Origin of the sequence: Tenacibaculum xiamenense, from assembly GCF_964513065.1 — a bacterium.
In the GTDB taxonomy this organism is placed as follows: Bacteria; Bacteroidota; Bacteroidia; order Flavobacteriales; family Flavobacteriaceae; genus Polaribacter; species Polaribacter xiamenense.
Window position 1 is genome coordinate 34215 of record NZ_CAZEQU010000016.1, and the last position, 16364, is coordinate 50578.

A 16364-nucleotide genomic window follows, 5' to 3' on the forward strand; every position below is an offset into this window, starting at 1 on the left:
TTTTTAAGTTATTTGTTTTATTTAAATACTAAAAATCTTTTGACTTTTAAAACTATCATTCCCTTGGAGTAGTGGAGTTTGATTATACTGAGCATAATTGTAATCAGTCCTTAATTTCTCTTTCAATAAGGCACAAAGTTCATTATAACTAATATCTACTCCTTCCTTTAATACCTCCATAACTAAATGCGTAAATACACCATTTATTTGGTTATGCGAATCGAAGTAATCTTCGTAAGCATTTTCTTTACCACGACAAGCCGTAATTAATATTTCATATTCATCCTTAGTATTTATAATAATATTATTATTGCTTCCCTGATAGGGATTACAGGAATCCTCAAATGCATGGTATCGTACTTTTCTATTGGTTGTTGTTAGTTTAATAACATCTTCTAAACTATAGGACTCTCGGCTTAAATTGTCCAATCGATATTTCAAATGTACTCTATCAACACTTTTATGGTTGGCTGCCAAGTAATCAGTTGCAGACTCGACTGTAAAATCAAAATCCATTTTTAGATCTTTCATTTTCAAGAATTCCTCAAACTGAGCATTTTCATTTTTATTATGTAAGTTAATTTGGAATACTCCGTCTTCTTGTAAGATCTTATTAACATAAGATCCATAGATAGCATAAAAACAACATTGATCTAATTCTGTTATTCCAATCAACTCACCAAACCTACCTAAATCCGTTAAAGTTCCAGACTCGCAAGCATCAACAATAAAAACCAATCGTGCTTCCTTTTTTTTACAAGTATCAATCCAACTTCGTAAAGAAGAAGTTCCTTCGATTCTACTTTCATAGGCACAAATAGTTTCATAACAATTTCCCTCTCTATATTTCCTTGAACCATGTCCTGAGAAAAAAATTACGCCTAAGTCTTCTTTATTTAAACTTCGTAAAAAAGACTTCATTCTTTTTTCAATTACTTCCGATGTTGCATAATCATCATAAATGGGTTCTTCTACTTGAAAACCGAATTGTTCTCCTAACAACTTTTGCCATAATTGAACATCATTTTTACAGCCCTTTAATTCATCTGTTGTTACCTGTGGATGATATTTATCTATCCCTATACAAAGTACTTTTTTTACCCCCATAACTTTAGCTTTTTGGTTTTTCAATAAAATCAAACCCTTCAAATGCAACCTTTACAGTTATACCAAATGCTATTGATTTACCCAAGCTTTGTTTTGTATTAACCCCAAAAACATCATTTGCTTGAATAAAAGCGCCTCCCAAAATTTTACTACCAGAACTATTAAAAAGATTTAAGCCTAAGCCTATATTCGTATTATTTTTAAGCTGATCTGCCCCTTCATAAATAAAGTGCCTTAGGTAAGGGTTTACAATTAAATAAATACCTTCTTTTTTCAATTTGTTGATCCACATAAAATCACTATTTACAGAATACCTGTTGAAAGTATCATAAGGACCTGCATAAGCATTTAATGTTTCTGAATTTTCGGTTCCTGCTTCTCCAAAAGTGATTTCTTTTATTTCTAAAGATGAAAAGTTATTAGCTCGTTGCCCTCTTAGAGAAAACCCCATAAAGTAATTATGGCGCCATTGAATATTGTATATAATATCAAACGAAAGTCCCGTAAATTCCTGATTTTTCAATCGCTCACTAGAGGTAGGAGCGCCATTATTTAAATCGTATTTAAATTCTTGTTTAAAAAATCCCATTTTCATAAGGAATTTTTGATTGATCGAACTTTCAGATCTAGTCTTGAGTTTCGCTATTTGTTGTGTTATACTATCATACTGATTACGGGCTTGTTTTATACTTGCTTCAAATCTTTTTAAATTTCTTTTATCGTTAGACCAATTAGGTAAGGAAGTTACACGAATGTTTTCATCGAGTTTTTCAATTATCCCTCCTCTAACATTCTTATTTTCAAGAAAAACATGTCCCTTTGCCCCAGTTTTAAATCTTAAATCATCAAAGAATTCTATTTCAGTAAGAACCATTTTTCCAAAATAATTATCAAGACTCTTTAACTCTCTCTTCGCATCCTCCCACTTCTTATTTCCAATTGAGCTTTTTATATTTACAGCTACAACTGGATCTATCCCTTGATACGAACTTCTTAAGTCATTAATAAATTTAATTATGGCGGCTTTTTTTATATCTTCTATCAACTGCTTGAAGCCGTTGGCATCAGGAGTTTTTAGAGCAATCAAAAGATTCTTCTGTTTTTCCTTTGCTTTAATAAGTACTTGATTTTTATTTTTGGTTCGAAACCTTTTATAACCATAAACCACATCTAGATTAACCCCTGCATTTACTTTACCTGAAGACACAATATTAGCAATACCATCATTAGCATCACCTAACAATCTTATACCATAAAAGTTTGCTCTATTAATTCCGCCCTTTTTACGTACAACATCGAAATAATTAAAATCGAGCTGATTATTAACTACATCTAAACCAAGGGTTATACCGGGCGTATAGATAGTACTATACCCTTCAACATCGGTTCCATAATTCTGAGCTTTTATTGCTATTGAAAGCAATAAAAAGATTATTAAACATATTTTTTTCATGACTTCCTTTTTATAAACTTTTCAAGTTCGTTTCTAAACATTCTTCTGAGATAGCCCCACGTCCTTTGATTACACTATTGTTAATTACCTGATATGAATACCCAGATTCATTTCTCAATTCTAGTACCACTCCATTCTCTAACTCTATACTCTTTATAGTTAATGACCATTCTACGATACCTCCATAATTTACTTCTACTGGAAGTCTCAAATTACTAGCCATTAGGACATTTATTGTCCCCTCCCCCGGCGAAATTGATGTTCCGCCTATAGTTCCTTTATTAAACTCAAATCCTAAATTTGGTTCAAGCTTATAGCTAACACTTGCTTTTGGTAGCCTAAACACTGTTCCTGTACTTTTACTATCGTAAAACATTTCCGCTGATTTTGTAAAAACACTTTCCAATGCACTTTTTCCCACACGTTCAATTCCCTTTTCTTTTAATTGGGGTTTGATGTTTTGCAATAAAAAATCTGGTGAAAAAGCTGGACAACCTCCTTGACCATTGTCTTCCATAAATTTTAAAAGTATTTCCTGAACCGTTTTCTCTCTTGGAGTTAATTTTGGAATATCTAACATGGTTCTTCCAATTAATCCTTTAGAAAATTTCTTTTCGATGTTTCGTTTTTGTTTTGACATAATTTTATAGTTTAATAGTTAATACTTATTGCTGACCTCTAGCAACCGCTTCAGCGACTGCTTTTTCGAGTTGGTCATTTTCTTCCGTTTTGTTTATATTTTTTTTAGATTTCATTCCCAAAGTATCAGGCACTAAACGTTCACTAAATCCACCAACAACTGCGATAATTAAAACCGTAATTATTTCGGAGATAGTTGCATTTCCTGTTAAAAAGAGGGTATCTGAAATACGTGTAGTAAATATTCCTGTTAATATATTCGAGTATACTAGCCAAACAGTTAACACTCCAAAGATTCCTCCTAAGAGCAATCTAAACTTAACGTCTATAATTGTGCGTTTTACAGGAATATTAAAGTCAACTGTTCTACTAGCTACCTTTTCTTTTGCCGAAATAAAAGAACCTATAACTCCTGCAATTCCGATGTAAAAGTGCCAAACAAACCAATAGTGAATTTCGTAGTTTTCATACTTCATAAAAGTACTCCATATAACAACAGCAACTAATGCAATAAATATATAGCTCAGGTATTTTAGATAGTATTCGAAATAGGTATACTGTGCTTTTGATGTAATTTTATTTTCAATCCCTTTTCTTACATTTTCAGCAATTAAAACTGCCTCTTCATATTTTTCTAAATAACACATCTGGTAAGCATGTGCTAACTGTGGTGAATAAAAAGCTCTTAAATCTTCTAAGCCTTTCTCCTTATCTGATTTTATATCAGACATTCTTTCTTGGTGAACGGACAAGTGGATTAAATTATTAATTTCTTGTTTTTTTGCATTTAATACGGAAAAGCGTTCAGAATAATCACTATAAGAAACGATTAGATTTCCTTTCGTTCTATAAATAATCATCTTTTTTGTTGTGTAGAAAACGGATAAAATAACTTCACCTTGAGCATCTTTATCTCCTACTTTAACTTGTCTATAATCGTATTTAGCATCACCAAAATGGGCCTCTGTATCTACTTTCTTTTCACTCATATTCGTTAGTTTTTTGATTTTACTGCGAATAGCAGCAATACCTCAAAACTACCTAACAACAAAGGTTTTAAACAAAAAAATGTCGTGAGTTACGCTATTTTTGACGTGAATTACATCCTAATTACAACATTGTATATTAAGAAGTAAACTATCTTTTTAAATCAAGTGGAAACCACTGCTTTTTAGTAATTCAATTTGGAGTAAATTTTAATGAGAGTAAACGTCGAAACTATGACCATAAAATTGGTTTGGAAAAATATAAAGAACGATAAATTAAAAGTTCCCATATAAACTCAAAATATATGGACTATACATTTTTGAGAAAAGAATACTCTAATTACAATAAAGGCTTCTCAAATTTGTGAAGCCTTTTTGTTAGATAATAGAATTTGATTCTTCTATTTTGTGAATAATTTATATTTCTTCGGACAGCTTAAGAGCTTCTCTGTACTTATAGTTTTTACTATCTTTTAGAATAATCTTCAAAAGTTCCTTTACTTTATCTTTATTGTTGAGCTTCAAATAAACTAACAATTGATACCAATAACCTCTTGAATATTCTTCAAAATCGTTAAGATTAATTAACCGATCAAAAGCTGCTATTGCTTTATCATTTTCATTCAAAACTTCGTAAATAGCTCCTTTGTACATTATACTATATGGATATAACCTATCCTCTTTACTTATGGAATTAAAATACTTTAAGGCTTCTTTATAATTCTTATTTCTAAAAGCTATTTCAGCTTGATTAAAAATACTAGTATTATCGTTCTTTGTTACAAATGAAGGTAATTCTGTTTTCCAATTAGAATATTCATTATAATAAGAATCAAGTCCTGAATTTCGATTCATAAAAAACAAACCTATCAAAACCAATATGGTTGCCGCAATGGATATCTTATAAAAAAGTTTCTTATTCTTATCAGACTTTTTCCCTTTATAATCATTAATCCCAATTTCTCTAATTTTTTTCGAAGCATCTTGAAAAGCTTTACTTCTTAACTGCTCTCTCAACGCTTGTAATTCCTCATTTTTATCATTATTTCGGAAGTTTACCCATTCTTCTTTTCCTATAAGAATAATCAACTCTTTTTGTAATTGAACCTCATTTTTCAAGCTGTCACTCTCTTCTATATCTTTCTCGAAGGCAAGACGATCTTCAGTGGTTAAGTTACCCTGTATATAATCATCAATTTTCTTTAATAAAGCTTCCGTTAATTCTACCTCCATTTCTTAACTTTTTGATATTTCTTATCTGACTTTATAAGCTGTATCAGCTTCGTTCTGCATTTAAAAACTCGTTGTCTTACAGTATTAACTGATGCATAATCTTTCTCTTTTACAATATCCTCATAACTCAAATTATTGAAATAAAGACTTAAAATTTCTTTGCAGTTTATGGATAGTTGATTGAATTTTTCTACATATAAATCAAAACAAGTTTGCTCTAAAACAAACAAACTTAAATCTGTCTCTTTATCAACAAGGGTCGGCATTTCATTTGTTGTTACCCTACTTTTTAATCTTTTTTTCCATAAATTTTTACTTACCGTAAAAAAATAGGGCTCAAAAGAAAGGATATTTTCTGTTTTATCCTTTTGAGTCATAAAGTACATTAAGGAATCATGAAAAACATCTAATGCATCATCTTCATTACCTCTCGCAGAAATTACATATCTTTTTACCTTAGGATATAATTTGGCGTATATTTCCTTTATAACCCTTTCATCAGAAGTTAACAACCCCTCTATGTAACGCTTCGTTGTATTATTCATTTAAAATAATGGGTAATGATTTTCATCTTTTTCCTCATGTAAATATAACAGTGTAATCTAAAATCTAAAATTTAATATGAAAATTATCCGAAAAACATCCTTAATCTATCTACTATCAATGGTGCTCTTAAGCTGTACCAACAACGAACTAAATGAATTAGACCATACAGAAAAAGAAAATAACCGAAGTACTCAAAATACTGGTTATCAAAACAATCTTTTACAATATTCTCAATCTGAACTTATAGTCCAATATGTAGATGGAACAAGTGAAGCAACCAAAAGTAAATTAAGAAAAAAACATGGAGTAATTTCTTTTGAAATATGTAAACATTGCCCTGATGAATCCATTGAAAAATGGGATTTTGGAGGACCTATCAATATTGAACCTAAAAAAGGTGTAATTGATAATGACACCAGTGCAAATGATACTGGAAATGATACTGGAGAATTATATCCCTTAAAAAATGTCAATTTTCAATTTTATTTTCAAAGAATTAAGGTTATAGATAGTTCGCCAAAACCAGGTAAACATAGAACTCTTGAACTTGATTATACTGATTTAATCAAAGATGTTAACAATGGGATTACTGTAGCAATTATAGATACAGGCATAGATCCATCTTTTATGCCCGAATTCACAGATCCTTTTTTACATAAATCAAGCAGTCCTAGTCATGAAGAACTTAAATCAGGCTGGGATTATGTTAACAACGATCCTTATCCGAATGATGATTATCCCGAAAAACATGGTACGGCTATTACAAGAACTATTCATAAAGGGTTAAAAATTGGAGGAGTTAACCATCAAATACTACCTATAAAAGCGTTTGATGCCTCAGGAATCGGTAATTATTTCGATGTTTTATGCGCAACCTATCATGCTCTTACAAATGCCGATGTGGTAAACATGAGTTTTGGCTGGTATGACGATGGATTTGGTGATTTTGAGGACAGCATCTTTTCTGACCTGTTAACGGAACATCCTGATGTTATTATAATTGCTTCTGCTGGAAATAACAATAGTAATAATGATTCTTACACACATTATCCATCAGGATATCCGCATGATAATATTCTTGCCATTGCCGCTACGGATCGTTATTATTTAGATAAAGCTAGTTATTCCAACTATGGAATTTCCACTGTTGATTATTTTGCTTCTGGTTATACAACTTTATCCGATTTCGAGTTAGCAGGAACTTCTTTTGCTGCTTCAAAAGCTACATTAAGAATCGCTTCTTTTTTTGACGGAGAAACTCCTCTTCCTCCATTACCATCAATCATTGAGGCATTAAATATATCTATTCCTACTGTAGGTTTTGCTTCTGAAAATGTACATCATGGGCGTGTAATAATACCATAGACTCATATACTATAACTAAAGGATAAAAGACTGAATTACATCATTAAAGATTCGGTCTTTTTATGTTATTTTCTGTATCTTCGAAAGCCTATGCTTCGATTACTACTCAATATATATATCATCCTTTTATTTTGTGCTATTACATCCGCCCAGAGCAAACTTTTAACTCAAATAGATAGTATAAAGAAAATTGAGACACCTAAAGACAGAATTAACCAATTTAAAAATCTTTTAAAGAAACAAGACTCCATTGAAAACAACTTAGATTTGGATAAAATCTATGTTGGTATGGCCCGTGCATACTTAAAAACTGAACACATCGATAGCACTGTTTTTTATAGTCAAAAAGCTATCAATCTAAAAAAATTAGAAGCGAAAAAGGACGTTAATACCTTAAATGATTACCGATATCTTCTCTCTTTAGGTTATTTTCATTTAGGTGAAAGTAAAAAAAGACATAATACACTCTTAACAATTATACGAAGCACTGGTAATGGTTATCACATATATAGAGCTTATAAAGATCTATCCAGAATTGAAAGAGTTAAAGGCGACTTCTATAAATCTCTACTATATTTAAATAAAGCCCTTAGCAATCCAGAATCATTAGGAAAATTGAAATATGAACTTGGAATAAGACTATTAATCATTACAACCTATGCCCAAAAATACGCCAATAATTTCCGTGAAAATAAAGAAGTAAACGATTTAAATATTCTGAAAGAACACTGGCGAATAATAGAACAACAATTTGCTAATGCTGGTATCAAAAAGAAAAAACATATCTATGATATGTATAATAATTTGGCCGTATCCTTTGATGCCTTTGGAGAATTGGATACCTCTTTAGAATTATATACGAAAGCAAAAGATTTCTACCTTTCAAAAGGATTTAAGTATGAAGGATACACTTCTTTAATGAATATTGGAATTATCTACTCTAGACAACAAAAATTTCAAAAAGCAAATACTTGTTTCGAAAAAACACTTCAAGAAACCACTAATAATGAATTAAAAGCTTTGGTTTATGATAATATGGGATATTATTTAAATACAGACAGCGCCAAAAAGAAAATCCCTTTTTTTAAAAAAGCTATTCGTACCAGCTTAAAAAAGAAAACAACTCTTGAAGAAAATTTTGATCTCCCAGAATTGAAAACAATTGAAGAGTCGGATTATAGTCAGGATGTCCTAGTTTATTTAATAGATTTAGCAGCCCATCAGGTAAAGGCTTATAAGCAAGAAAGCAATAAGGTATATCTGTACAATGCGAAGAAAACATTAATGCTTGTTGATAAACTGGTTTCACTAATTAGACATGACAGTACAAGTGAACAATCAAAGTTATTTTGGATTGAAAAAGGTGTTGATACCTATATGCTAGCTGTTGAAGTTTGTTATTTACTAAAAGATACAAACCTTGCCTTCTATTTTATGGAAAAGAATAAAGCGCTTTTATTGCAAGAGTCTATAAAAACTAAGCAAGCGAAATTTAACTTAAACATTCCTAAATCGACTATTGCGAAAGAATACAATTTATTCTATAAACGTTTACACTCTTTTAAAAACCTTCAAGAAACTCCAGATGATTCTTCTGCCAAACAATCATTTAGAAAAAACGATGAAAAATACCTCGGTTTTATGGACTCCTTAAGGCAGCACTATCCTAATTATGTAAAAATTAAAAAGGATGTTGAGATCACTGACCTGAAAAATGTCACTCCTAAAAATAACTGCTTTGTGGAATACATCCTTGATAACAATAAAGGTTACGGTCTGTTTTATAACGGTACTGAGACACTCTTTTTCGAGATACCCAACGTTCCCAAACTTCAGAAGGACATTGCTCAATTACAAAAATATTTTACAAGTTCGGTTCTAAGCAAAAAAGAAAAAATCGCCTTACAAGAATTAAGTTTTTCTGTTTTTAATACGCTATTCCCTTTTCCTAATGCAAAAGAAAAACTGAATCAGAGAAAACTTACTATTATTCCAGATTACAGGTTACAAACTTTCCCCTTTGAGGCTTTAACAACCAGTAATAACACAACACTATCCGAGAGTTATTTGGTTCACTTTTCTGAAATTGTGTATCTACAATCTTTTTCTCTCTTCGATCAAATCAAACAAAACAACAATACCCCAAATAAGAAGCTACTTACAGTTATTCCTCGTCAATTTAAGCACTTAAATTTACCGGAACTTACAGGTTCTGAATCGACCATACAATTCTCTTCTCAAATAAAAAACAGCAAAGTTCTATCAAATGACCAAGCTACGAGAACCAACTTTATAAAACATTTAAATGATTATGAAATTATTCATTTAAACACACATGCAGGTTTGGATAGTATTTCTCAACCTTGGATTGCCTTTTATGATGATAAAATACCTTTACACGAGTTATATGGGTTAGAAAATCAAGCCGAATTGGTTGTTTTAGATGCTTGCGAGACAAATTCAGGTAACTTGGCTATGGGAGAAGGTGTTATTAGTTTATCTAGAGGTTTCTTTTTTGATGGTGCTCAAAGTGTTATCGCTTCTCTTTGGTATGTAAATGAGAAAGCGGGGAATACCATTTTACAAGAGTTTTATACTCAAATGCAAAAAGGAACATCCAAATCCAAAGCCCTGCAATTAGCGAAAATAAACTATATCAAAAATCATCATTTTTCTGAAGCTCTTCCTTTTTATTGGGCGGCATTTACCTTGACGGGTAAGACCGATACAATTATTCTTGAAGTCAAATCTACTTCTATTTATTTTACCGTTGCTATCTTAATTTTACTCCCAATATTAATCCTTCTCTTTATAAAAAAGAAAAAGTCTCCTAGAGGGTTAATTTTATAATAGATACTTCACAATTTAGTTTTTTCACATTTACTGGGTGATGAAATTTTCAAAAGCCCCCACTTAGGTAGATATATCTATAAGATAATTGTTCCATTTATTTTTCTATCAATAACTAGATTAAAAGAATACTTTGTTTTAAGTCTAGATTTAGTAATATTATAAAAAGTGGTATTTATGCTATCCTGAATTTATTATTTCATTTACAATACTTGCTGTTAAAAGTGGTTTTTCTAAAGGAAACAAATGATTCTCATTCAGCTCTATGATATCAAAATTTGATAAACTTCTTTTCCACCATTTTGCGTCTGACTTCTTAAATAAATTGCTCCTATTTCCATATATAAGTGTTCCTTTCAACTCTTTTATTCCGCTTGGCATTTTTGTATATGTTGAGCGATATATTTCTGATTCTATCTTTTTTGAAAAAGTTAATTCAAAACCATTTTCAGTCTTTTTTAAACCATGTTTTATGTAATCTGAAAAACATTGTTCTTCAAAGTCCTTGAATAAGTTTTTACTTTTAAAATATTTATAAGCTTCTTCTTTAGATTGGAAAACAGATTTCCTTCTTAAAGTTCTCTTTGTGGGACCTATATAATCTCCTAATCCTAATTTCTTTAACATATAAATTAATTTTCTTTTGTAAGGATTATAAAGAATTGGCTCTATTAAAATAACTTTTTTAAATAGCTTAGAATCCATTGATGCAGCAATAAGTATAAGTGTTCCGCCAGTGGAGTGACCTATCCCTACAACTGGTTCATTGAATCGTTTCTTTATTGAATCAATCAACTCTAAAGCGAGATTCTCAAGATTTCCGTTCAATTTAAACTGATTGTGTCCCATCAATTCCACATAGTTAATCTCTACGTTTTTAATAGAACTAAAAACACTATTGTAACATTTGGCAGGAAAACCATTTGAATGTGCAAATTGTATTAAGTTTCTTTTCATACACTAAATGTTTATGAGTAAATTATTCTTAATCGAAATGCTTATTTCTTAAATTTTCTCATTTAAAGCTATTAAAAAAGTTAGTCTTATAGGTTGCTCCTATTGGAATAACTTCAGATTTAATATGGATTTGATTTCTCGATACTTTATCTATTTTATCAAGGTTTACTATATATGAACGGTGGGTTCTTATAAAATTAAATGCTTTTAACTTTTCTTCCCAATTTCGTAAACTATCTAGGATTAAAATTTCTTTATCTTTTAGTATAACTTTCACATAATCAACCTCAGCCTTTAAATACAATATATCATCAGCTGTAGTTTTATATATTGTTTTGTCTGCATACAAAAACAATTGTTTGTTTGCTTCTGTATTAAAGTTAGTTAACTGATCTCTTGCTCGAGTTACTGCCTTAAAAAAGCGTTCGTAGGAAAAAGGTTTTACTAAATAATCGAGTGCAGCTTCTTCAAAAGCTTCAAGGGCATAACCAGGGAAAGCAGTTGTTACTATTACCTTTGGTGGGTTTGTTATAATTTTTAAATAAGATAACCCGTTTAACTCAGGTAGTTGAATATCTAAAAACAAAACATCTGTTTTTTGCAATTGACTTACAGGAATATCTAATCCACTTTCATAAATACCTAAGCAATTTACAAAAGGCGTTTTATCTATGTAACTTTGTAATACTTCTTGAGCAGATTTTTCGTCTTCTAAAATTAAGCACTGTATCATAGTTCAATTTTCAATAGTACATTAAAACTTTTATTTTCTTTTTTTATAGTTAACTCATGAGCATCTGGGTACAATAATTCTAAACGTTTTTGTGTATTTTTAATTCCTACGCCACTTTCTTCCCATTCTAAATCTAGTGCTTGATTCTTTTCAGAAAAAGGATTTTCACAAGTAAATTTAAGCACTTTGTTTTCTAAATTTAAACATATTTTTATTGGGTGATTCTCTCCTTTTAAAATGCTTGTATATTTAAACGCATTTTCTACAAAAGCAATTACTAAAAGTGGCGCTAACTCTTGTTGTTTGTTATCTATATTAGTTGTAAAGTTTACATCAACTTTCTTAGCCAACCTTGCTTGTTGTAGGTTTATATAATCTTGTAGGTGATTAATTTCTTGTCTTATAGTTACCTTTTCTTTTTGTCCATGATGTAATAAATATCTAAAGCTATCTGATAATTTTAAAATTAACTCTGGAGTTTTATCTTCTTTTTTCAAAGAACTTGCATAAATAGTATTTAACGTATTAAACAAAAAATGTGGATTTACCTGAGCTTTTAGTGCTTGCATTTCCGCCTCTCTTTTTTGTTGCGAGAGAGCATCTATTTTAGCTTGTTTTTTATAAAGATTTTTAATAGAATGTAATGCAAAAAAGGCTATTCCAAAACTTATATAAGTAAGTGAATCTGCTACATAGTTTTTCCATAAATACTTTTTTTCAGTATGAAAAAGACCATCAAAATATTGGTATAAAAGTGTATTTATTACAAATACAACAATGGCAATTAGGATATACTTTAACTTGCTTTTTTTAGGATAAAACCATAAGTACAAAAAATACGAAATAGTCATTTTAAAAAACAGAGAGTTCAATTCGTGGTTAAATGACATTGGGTATCCACCTTCTTTACCAAAATATTTTATATAAGGATAAAACAGCACTATACTCCATAAAAACAAATGAAGTAAGGGTTCAAATTTTATGAACTTTTGATATGCATTTCCTGTACTTTTCAATACCTACAATTTACAACTTTATTGATATGAAATGACTAAATTTTTCATAGCTATTTTCGCAAAAACCACCTTATCTCCATTTAAACCACTAATTCTAAACATTAAGCGACCACCATCTAATGGATTACAATCTTCTTGCTCAAAAATAACTTTGTTGTTTAATTTAAACCATAACCGATTTTGCTTTTTACCAACTTCAACATCGTACCACTTTTCTGTTTCGATAATATTTTCTGATAGCCTTTGATGAAATCCCTTTTTTAAAGGTGTTTCATTTTTAAAGAAAAATGGTTTAAAATTATGAGCTCGATTATTAAAAGTTAAATTATAATGTTCTAAAGCAGTACGCCATCTCCAAAAATCAGTACCTTTTGCATCTCTTGGTGGCATTGTCATCTCAAGTGTTTCTCCTATATCTGATACTGAAAAAAGAACAATAATCACTGATGCCTCTGACATCGCTTTTACTTTATAATTTAAAATGATATCTCCTTTATATATTTTTGGGCTAACTAAAAAATAGCCATTAGACCCTTCGGTTTCTTCTATAATTAGCTCCTCTCCATTGATAATTGTTTTCCCTTTATCTAAAGTTTTCCATTCGCTTAAATTTTGTGGTGCTATTTCTTCTTTTTTAAAAGAAGTCTCTGCACAACTAGTGAAGAAAATGGTAAAACTAATTATAGTAATTCTAATAAGTTTAATTTTCATAATAATAGGTTTTCTTTATTCAATGGCACCGCCATGATTGTAGTTTCGTTGTTTTCTATTCCTCGTTTTTCCTTGATTTTGAAAAAGTTTATAGTTTAGGGTAAACATCCAACCAAAAGTTTGCGATTGGAACCGCCAAGTTTCATTCTGAACTACATTAGTTAAAACCAATTTTCTTTTTCGAAGATTATTATCAAGCACATCTACTATCCGAAAACTTGCGGTCAATCTATTATCTAAAAAATTAGCTCTTGCTGCCAAATCAAATCTATTTCTAGGTTGGGTCTGAGAAAATACATCTTGACGCTTTGGAACATGAGTATATGTAATATCTGTAGTTATACTTTTACATATTTTAAATGTATTTTTTAGTATAATATTTGAAGAATATAAATCGGTCCAGGTAATATTAGGCTGTTTAGCTTTTGAGTAGTAATAATTTGCCGAAAGTTGTGTATTCCAAAATGAATTAATTTTATAGTGTGTATTAGTTTCAATTCCATAAGTATTACGCTTCCCGACATTATCAAAGCTTACTATACGAACCCCTTCATCATTAATAACTTGCAGCCACTGAATCACGTCAGTTCTATACCTATAAAAAGTGTCTATTGATAAGTTTAATTTTTCTCCATCATATTGATAATTAACTTCAAAACTATCTGCAAATTCTGGTTTTAAAGAAGGGTTTGCGTTCCATTGAAAATATTGATTCCCCATACGAAAAGGGTTTATATGATTAAAGTTAGGTCTTGAAACTCGTTTACTATATCCAGTATTAAGAGTATTTTTATCAGTTAGCTCATAGGATAAATGTATAGATGGGAATAGGTTTGAAAAACTTAAATCTGTTGTTTGGCCATTCATAGTATTATCAGAGTTTGATGAAAAATATTCATATCGTAACCCCGTTTGCCAATTAAGTTTTCCTGTTTTAAATTTGGTTAATCCATAAATTCCTAACAGGTTTTCTTTATAGTTAAAAATATCGTTTACAGCTATTCCTCCAGAAGGAACAAAATTATTAAAACTTGTCAATTTTCTATGGTTCCATGAAGTTCCAGCCTCAATAGTTATTTTTTCAGAAGGCACCGTATAATCAATAGCTAAAGCATGCAAGTTATTTTTATTGCTTTGTTCTTCATCAAACAAGAAACTATCATCTTCAAAATCCGATGCAGGTAAAATGTTTTTATTATCGTTTACGTTATAATCAAGTTCTAGAAAATGTCCATCTTCCGAGAACTTTCTTCTGTAATTAACATTGTATATAGCAGTCTTATGTGTATGTGATGAATTACGAGTATACAGATAATCATTACGACCAGTTACATTTGTGTAGTAGGTGTCATTAAAAAAACTATGAAAGTCATGTGTATAACTTACCTCAAACGATAATTCATTTTTTTCATCAAAAAAGAAATCTAAGCCCGAGGTTACTCTCGTTACTTTTCCGTTGAAATCATGTGGGGCATAAAAATCGCGGGTGTTTCCATTGGCATATTTTTGATAAATCCATTGTTTGCTGTCCATTCTCCTTTCTCCATGTGATGCTTGCAGTCTAAAATTTACTATTGAAGTATTATAGTTTCCATCAAAGCCAACTTGATAACGTTTGGTACCAACAGATGAATTTAAATTTAGATTTAAACCTTGATTTATATTTTTTTTAAAAATAATATTAATGATGCCCGATAAACCATCAGCTTGATTTTTTGCTGATGGCGAAGTAATAATTTCGACACGTTGAATACTCGAAGCTGGAATCTGATCGAGTAATTCCATTGAATTCATAGCCGATGGTTTTCCATTGATTAATAAACGTACATTTCCGCTTCCACGAAGTGAAAGACTACCAGTTCCTAAATCGGTTTGAATTTCTGAAATTTGATCGAAAGCCTCTAATGCAGTGGCACCTGATTGTTGTAAATCGGTTCCTAGGTTTACTATTTTCCTATCTATCTTTAACTGTGTCGTGGTTCTTTCAGCTTGAACTACAACTTCATTTAATTCGTTTTTAGATGGCTGTAAGACTACGTTCATGTTTTGATAATCTAGAATTTCTGAAATGAGAATTTTGTAAATTTCATATCCCATAAAGCTTACCTCTATATGCGTAGCCTCTTTGTTATTTTTTATTTGAAATTGCCCTCTTTCATTGGAAGAAGTTCCATCTACTAAGACTGTTTCTTTATAGAGACCTATGGTTGCATATGGAATACTTTCTTGAGTTGTAGCATCTTTTACTACACCACTATATAGTTGTGCAAAAGAAATTATTGGCATCCAAAAAAAGATATTGAAAACAAGAATACGTGTCATTTTATAAGCTTTAATACTCAAAAATGGGCGCTTCTATTTTAACCTAAAAATTTAATCTGCTAATAAGGATATTTACTCTGTTAACCCTTTACTCTTTTAAGGTGAGTAAACTTTTTGTATTCCTTTTTTGAGGTTTATATCAAAAGTGAGCAATTTCACTTTCTTTAATTTTTTTCTACAAAGTTTCTAGTGTAAAAAAATAGTGTAATAAGCTAAATAAAAAAAAGCCTCACAAATTGTGAAGCTTTTCTAGTAGCGGGAACAGGACTCGAACCTGTGACCTTTGGGTTACGAGCCTTATTGTTTCTATTTTAAAAAATATTAATTTAACTGATTAACAATATTTATATTTTTTTAAATCTCAAATAAAGGCTAACAGAACCATATAAAAACGCAGTTTGTTGTACCTATATTATACCCGAATTTTGTATGTTTATACTCGGAAA

The 16364-nt window shown here is 30.4% G+C and carries 13 protein-coding genes; 2 read left to right on the forward strand and 11 right to left on the reverse strand.

Going from position 1 to position 16364, the window contains the following annotated elements; translation table 11 throughout:
* Positions 1 to 21: 21 nt before the first annotated feature.
* The 6 genes from ACKTTV_RS06975 to ACKTTV_RS07000 form a co-directional block, all read right to left on the reverse strand.
* Positions 22 to 1107, reverse strand: coding sequence for a caspase family protein (locus ACKTTV_RS06975; protein ID WP_408030106.1), 1086 nt, complete (start codon positions 1105 to 1107; stop codon positions 22 to 24).
* A gap of 4 nt (positions 1108 to 1111) precedes the next feature.
* On the reverse strand, positions 1112 to 2560 hold the full coding sequence (locus tag ACKTTV_RS06980; RefSeq protein ID WP_408030107.1) for a hypothetical protein: 1449 nt from the start codon (positions 2558 to 2560) through the stop codon (positions 1112 to 1114).
* Positions 2561 to 2570: 10 nt separating this feature from the next.
* On the reverse strand, positions 2571 to 3200 hold the full coding sequence (locus ACKTTV_RS06985) for a hypothetical protein (protein WP_408030108.1): 630 nt from the start codon (positions 3198 to 3200) through the stop codon (positions 2571 to 2573).
* A 25-nt stretch (positions 3201 to 3225) separates the two neighbouring features.
* Complete coding sequence (locus ACKTTV_RS06990) at positions 3226 to 4188, reverse strand: hypothetical protein (protein WP_408030109.1); 963 nt, start codon at positions 4186 to 4188, stop codon at positions 3226 to 3228.
* Positions 4189 to 4602: 414 nt separating this feature from the next.
* Positions 4603 to 5418, reverse strand: coding sequence for a tetratricopeptide repeat protein (locus ACKTTV_RS06995; protein WP_408030110.1), 816 nt, complete (start codon positions 5416 to 5418; stop codon positions 4603 to 4605).
* Positions 5409 to 5963 (reverse strand): RNA polymerase sigma factor, encoded by a 555-nt coding sequence (locus ACKTTV_RS07000; RefSeq protein ID WP_408030111.1) that lies wholly within the window; start codon positions 5961 to 5963, stop codon positions 5409 to 5411. The genes ACKTTV_RS06995 and ACKTTV_RS07000 overlap by 10 nt, the downstream gene beginning before the upstream one ends.
* Before the next feature lie 76 nt (positions 5964 to 6039).
* Here ACKTTV_RS07000 and ACKTTV_RS07005 point away from each other — a divergent pair, with 76 nt between their 5' ends.
* Together ACKTTV_RS07005 and ACKTTV_RS07010 are read left to right on the forward strand one after the other, a co-directional pair.
* The gene (locus tag ACKTTV_RS07005; RefSeq protein WP_408030112.1) at positions 6040 to 7329 is read left to right on the forward strand and encodes a S8 family peptidase; all 1290 of its coding nucleotides are present in this window, start codon (positions 6040 to 6042) and stop codon (positions 7327 to 7329) included.
* Positions 7330 to 7419: 90 nt separating this feature from the next.
* Complete coding sequence (locus ACKTTV_RS07010; protein ID WP_408030113.1) at positions 7420 to 10179, forward strand: CHAT domain-containing protein; 2760 nt, start codon at positions 7420 to 7422, stop codon at positions 10177 to 10179.
* A gap of 180 nt (positions 10180 to 10359) precedes the next feature.
* Here ACKTTV_RS07010 and ACKTTV_RS07015 read toward each other — a convergent pair whose 3' ends face one another.
* Genes ACKTTV_RS07015 through ACKTTV_RS07035 form a run of 5 tightly spaced genes read right to left on the reverse strand, consistent with a single transcriptional unit; the run spans position 10360 to position 15918 of the window.
* Entirely contained in the window at positions 10360 to 11136 is a 777-nt protein-coding gene (locus tag ACKTTV_RS07015) for a hypothetical protein (RefSeq protein WP_408030114.1), read from the reverse strand.
* Between the two features lie 58 nt (positions 11137 to 11194).
* On the reverse strand, positions 11195 to 11869 hold the full coding sequence (locus tag ACKTTV_RS07020) for a LytR/AlgR family response regulator transcription factor (protein WP_408030115.1): 675 nt from the start codon (positions 11867 to 11869) through the stop codon (positions 11195 to 11197).
* Positions 11866 to 12885, reverse strand: coding sequence for a sensor histidine kinase (locus tag ACKTTV_RS07025; protein ID WP_408030116.1), 1020 nt, complete (start codon positions 12883 to 12885; stop codon positions 11866 to 11868). The genes ACKTTV_RS07020 and ACKTTV_RS07025 overlap by 4 nt, the downstream gene beginning before the upstream one ends.
* 18 nt (positions 12886 to 12903) lie before the next feature.
* The gene (locus ACKTTV_RS07030) at positions 12904 to 13596 is read right to left on the reverse strand and encodes a hypothetical protein (RefSeq protein WP_408030117.1); all 693 of its coding nucleotides are present in this window, start codon (positions 13594 to 13596) and stop codon (positions 12904 to 12906) included.
* 15 nt (positions 13597 to 13611) lie between these two features.
* Complete coding sequence (locus tag ACKTTV_RS07035) at positions 13612 to 15918, reverse strand: TonB-dependent receptor domain-containing protein (protein ID WP_408030118.1); 2307 nt, start codon at positions 15916 to 15918, stop codon at positions 13612 to 13614.
* Between the last annotated feature and the right edge of the window lie 446 nt (positions 15919 to 16364).

What these genes read in the sequence shown, in the direction of transcription:
- ACKTTV_RS06975 (WP_408030106.1), bottom strand. Translation starts at nt 1,107, where the DNA reads ATGGGGGTAAAAAAAGTACTTTGTATAGGGATAGATAAATATCATCCA.
- ACKTTV_RS06980 (WP_408030107.1), bottom strand. Translation starts at nt 2,560, where the DNA reads ATGAAAAAAATATGTTTAATAATCTTTTTATTGCTTTCAATAGCAATA.
- ACKTTV_RS06985 (WP_408030108.1), bottom strand. Translation starts at nt 3,200, where the DNA reads ATGTCAAAACAAAAACGAAACATCGAAAAGAAATTTTCTAAAGGATTA.
- ACKTTV_RS06990 (WP_408030109.1), bottom strand. Translation starts at nt 4,188, where the DNA reads ATGAGTGAAAAGAAAGTAGATACAGAGGCCCATTTTGGTGATGCTAAA.
- ACKTTV_RS06995 (WP_408030110.1), bottom strand. Translation starts at nt 5,418, where the DNA reads ATGGAGGTAGAATTAACGGAAGCTTTATTAAAGAAAATTGATGATTAT.
- ACKTTV_RS07000 (WP_408030111.1), bottom strand. Translation starts at nt 5,963, where the DNA reads ATGAATAATACAACGAAGCGTTACATAGAGGGGTTGTTAACTTCTGAT.
- ACKTTV_RS07005 (WP_408030112.1), top strand. Translation starts at nt 6,040, where the DNA reads ATGAAAATTATCCGAAAAACATCCTTAATCTATCTACTATCAATGGTG.
- ACKTTV_RS07010 (WP_408030113.1), top strand. Translation starts at nt 7,420, where the DNA reads ATGCTTCGATTACTACTCAATATATATATCATCCTTTTATTTTGTGCT.
- ACKTTV_RS07015 (WP_408030114.1), bottom strand. Translation starts at nt 11,136, where the DNA reads ATGAAAAGAAACTTAATACAATTTGCACATTCAAATGGTTTTCCTGCC.
- ACKTTV_RS07020 (WP_408030115.1), bottom strand. Translation starts at nt 11,869, where the DNA reads ATGATACAGTGCTTAATTTTAGAAGACGAAAAATCTGCTCAAGAAGTA.
- ACKTTV_RS07030 (WP_408030117.1), bottom strand. Translation starts at nt 13,596, where the DNA reads ATGAAAATTAAACTTATTAGAATTACTATAATTAGTTTTACCATTTTC.
- ACKTTV_RS07035 (WP_408030118.1), bottom strand. Translation starts at nt 15,918, where the DNA reads ATGACACGTATTCTTGTTTTCAATATCTTTTTTTGGATGCCAATAATT.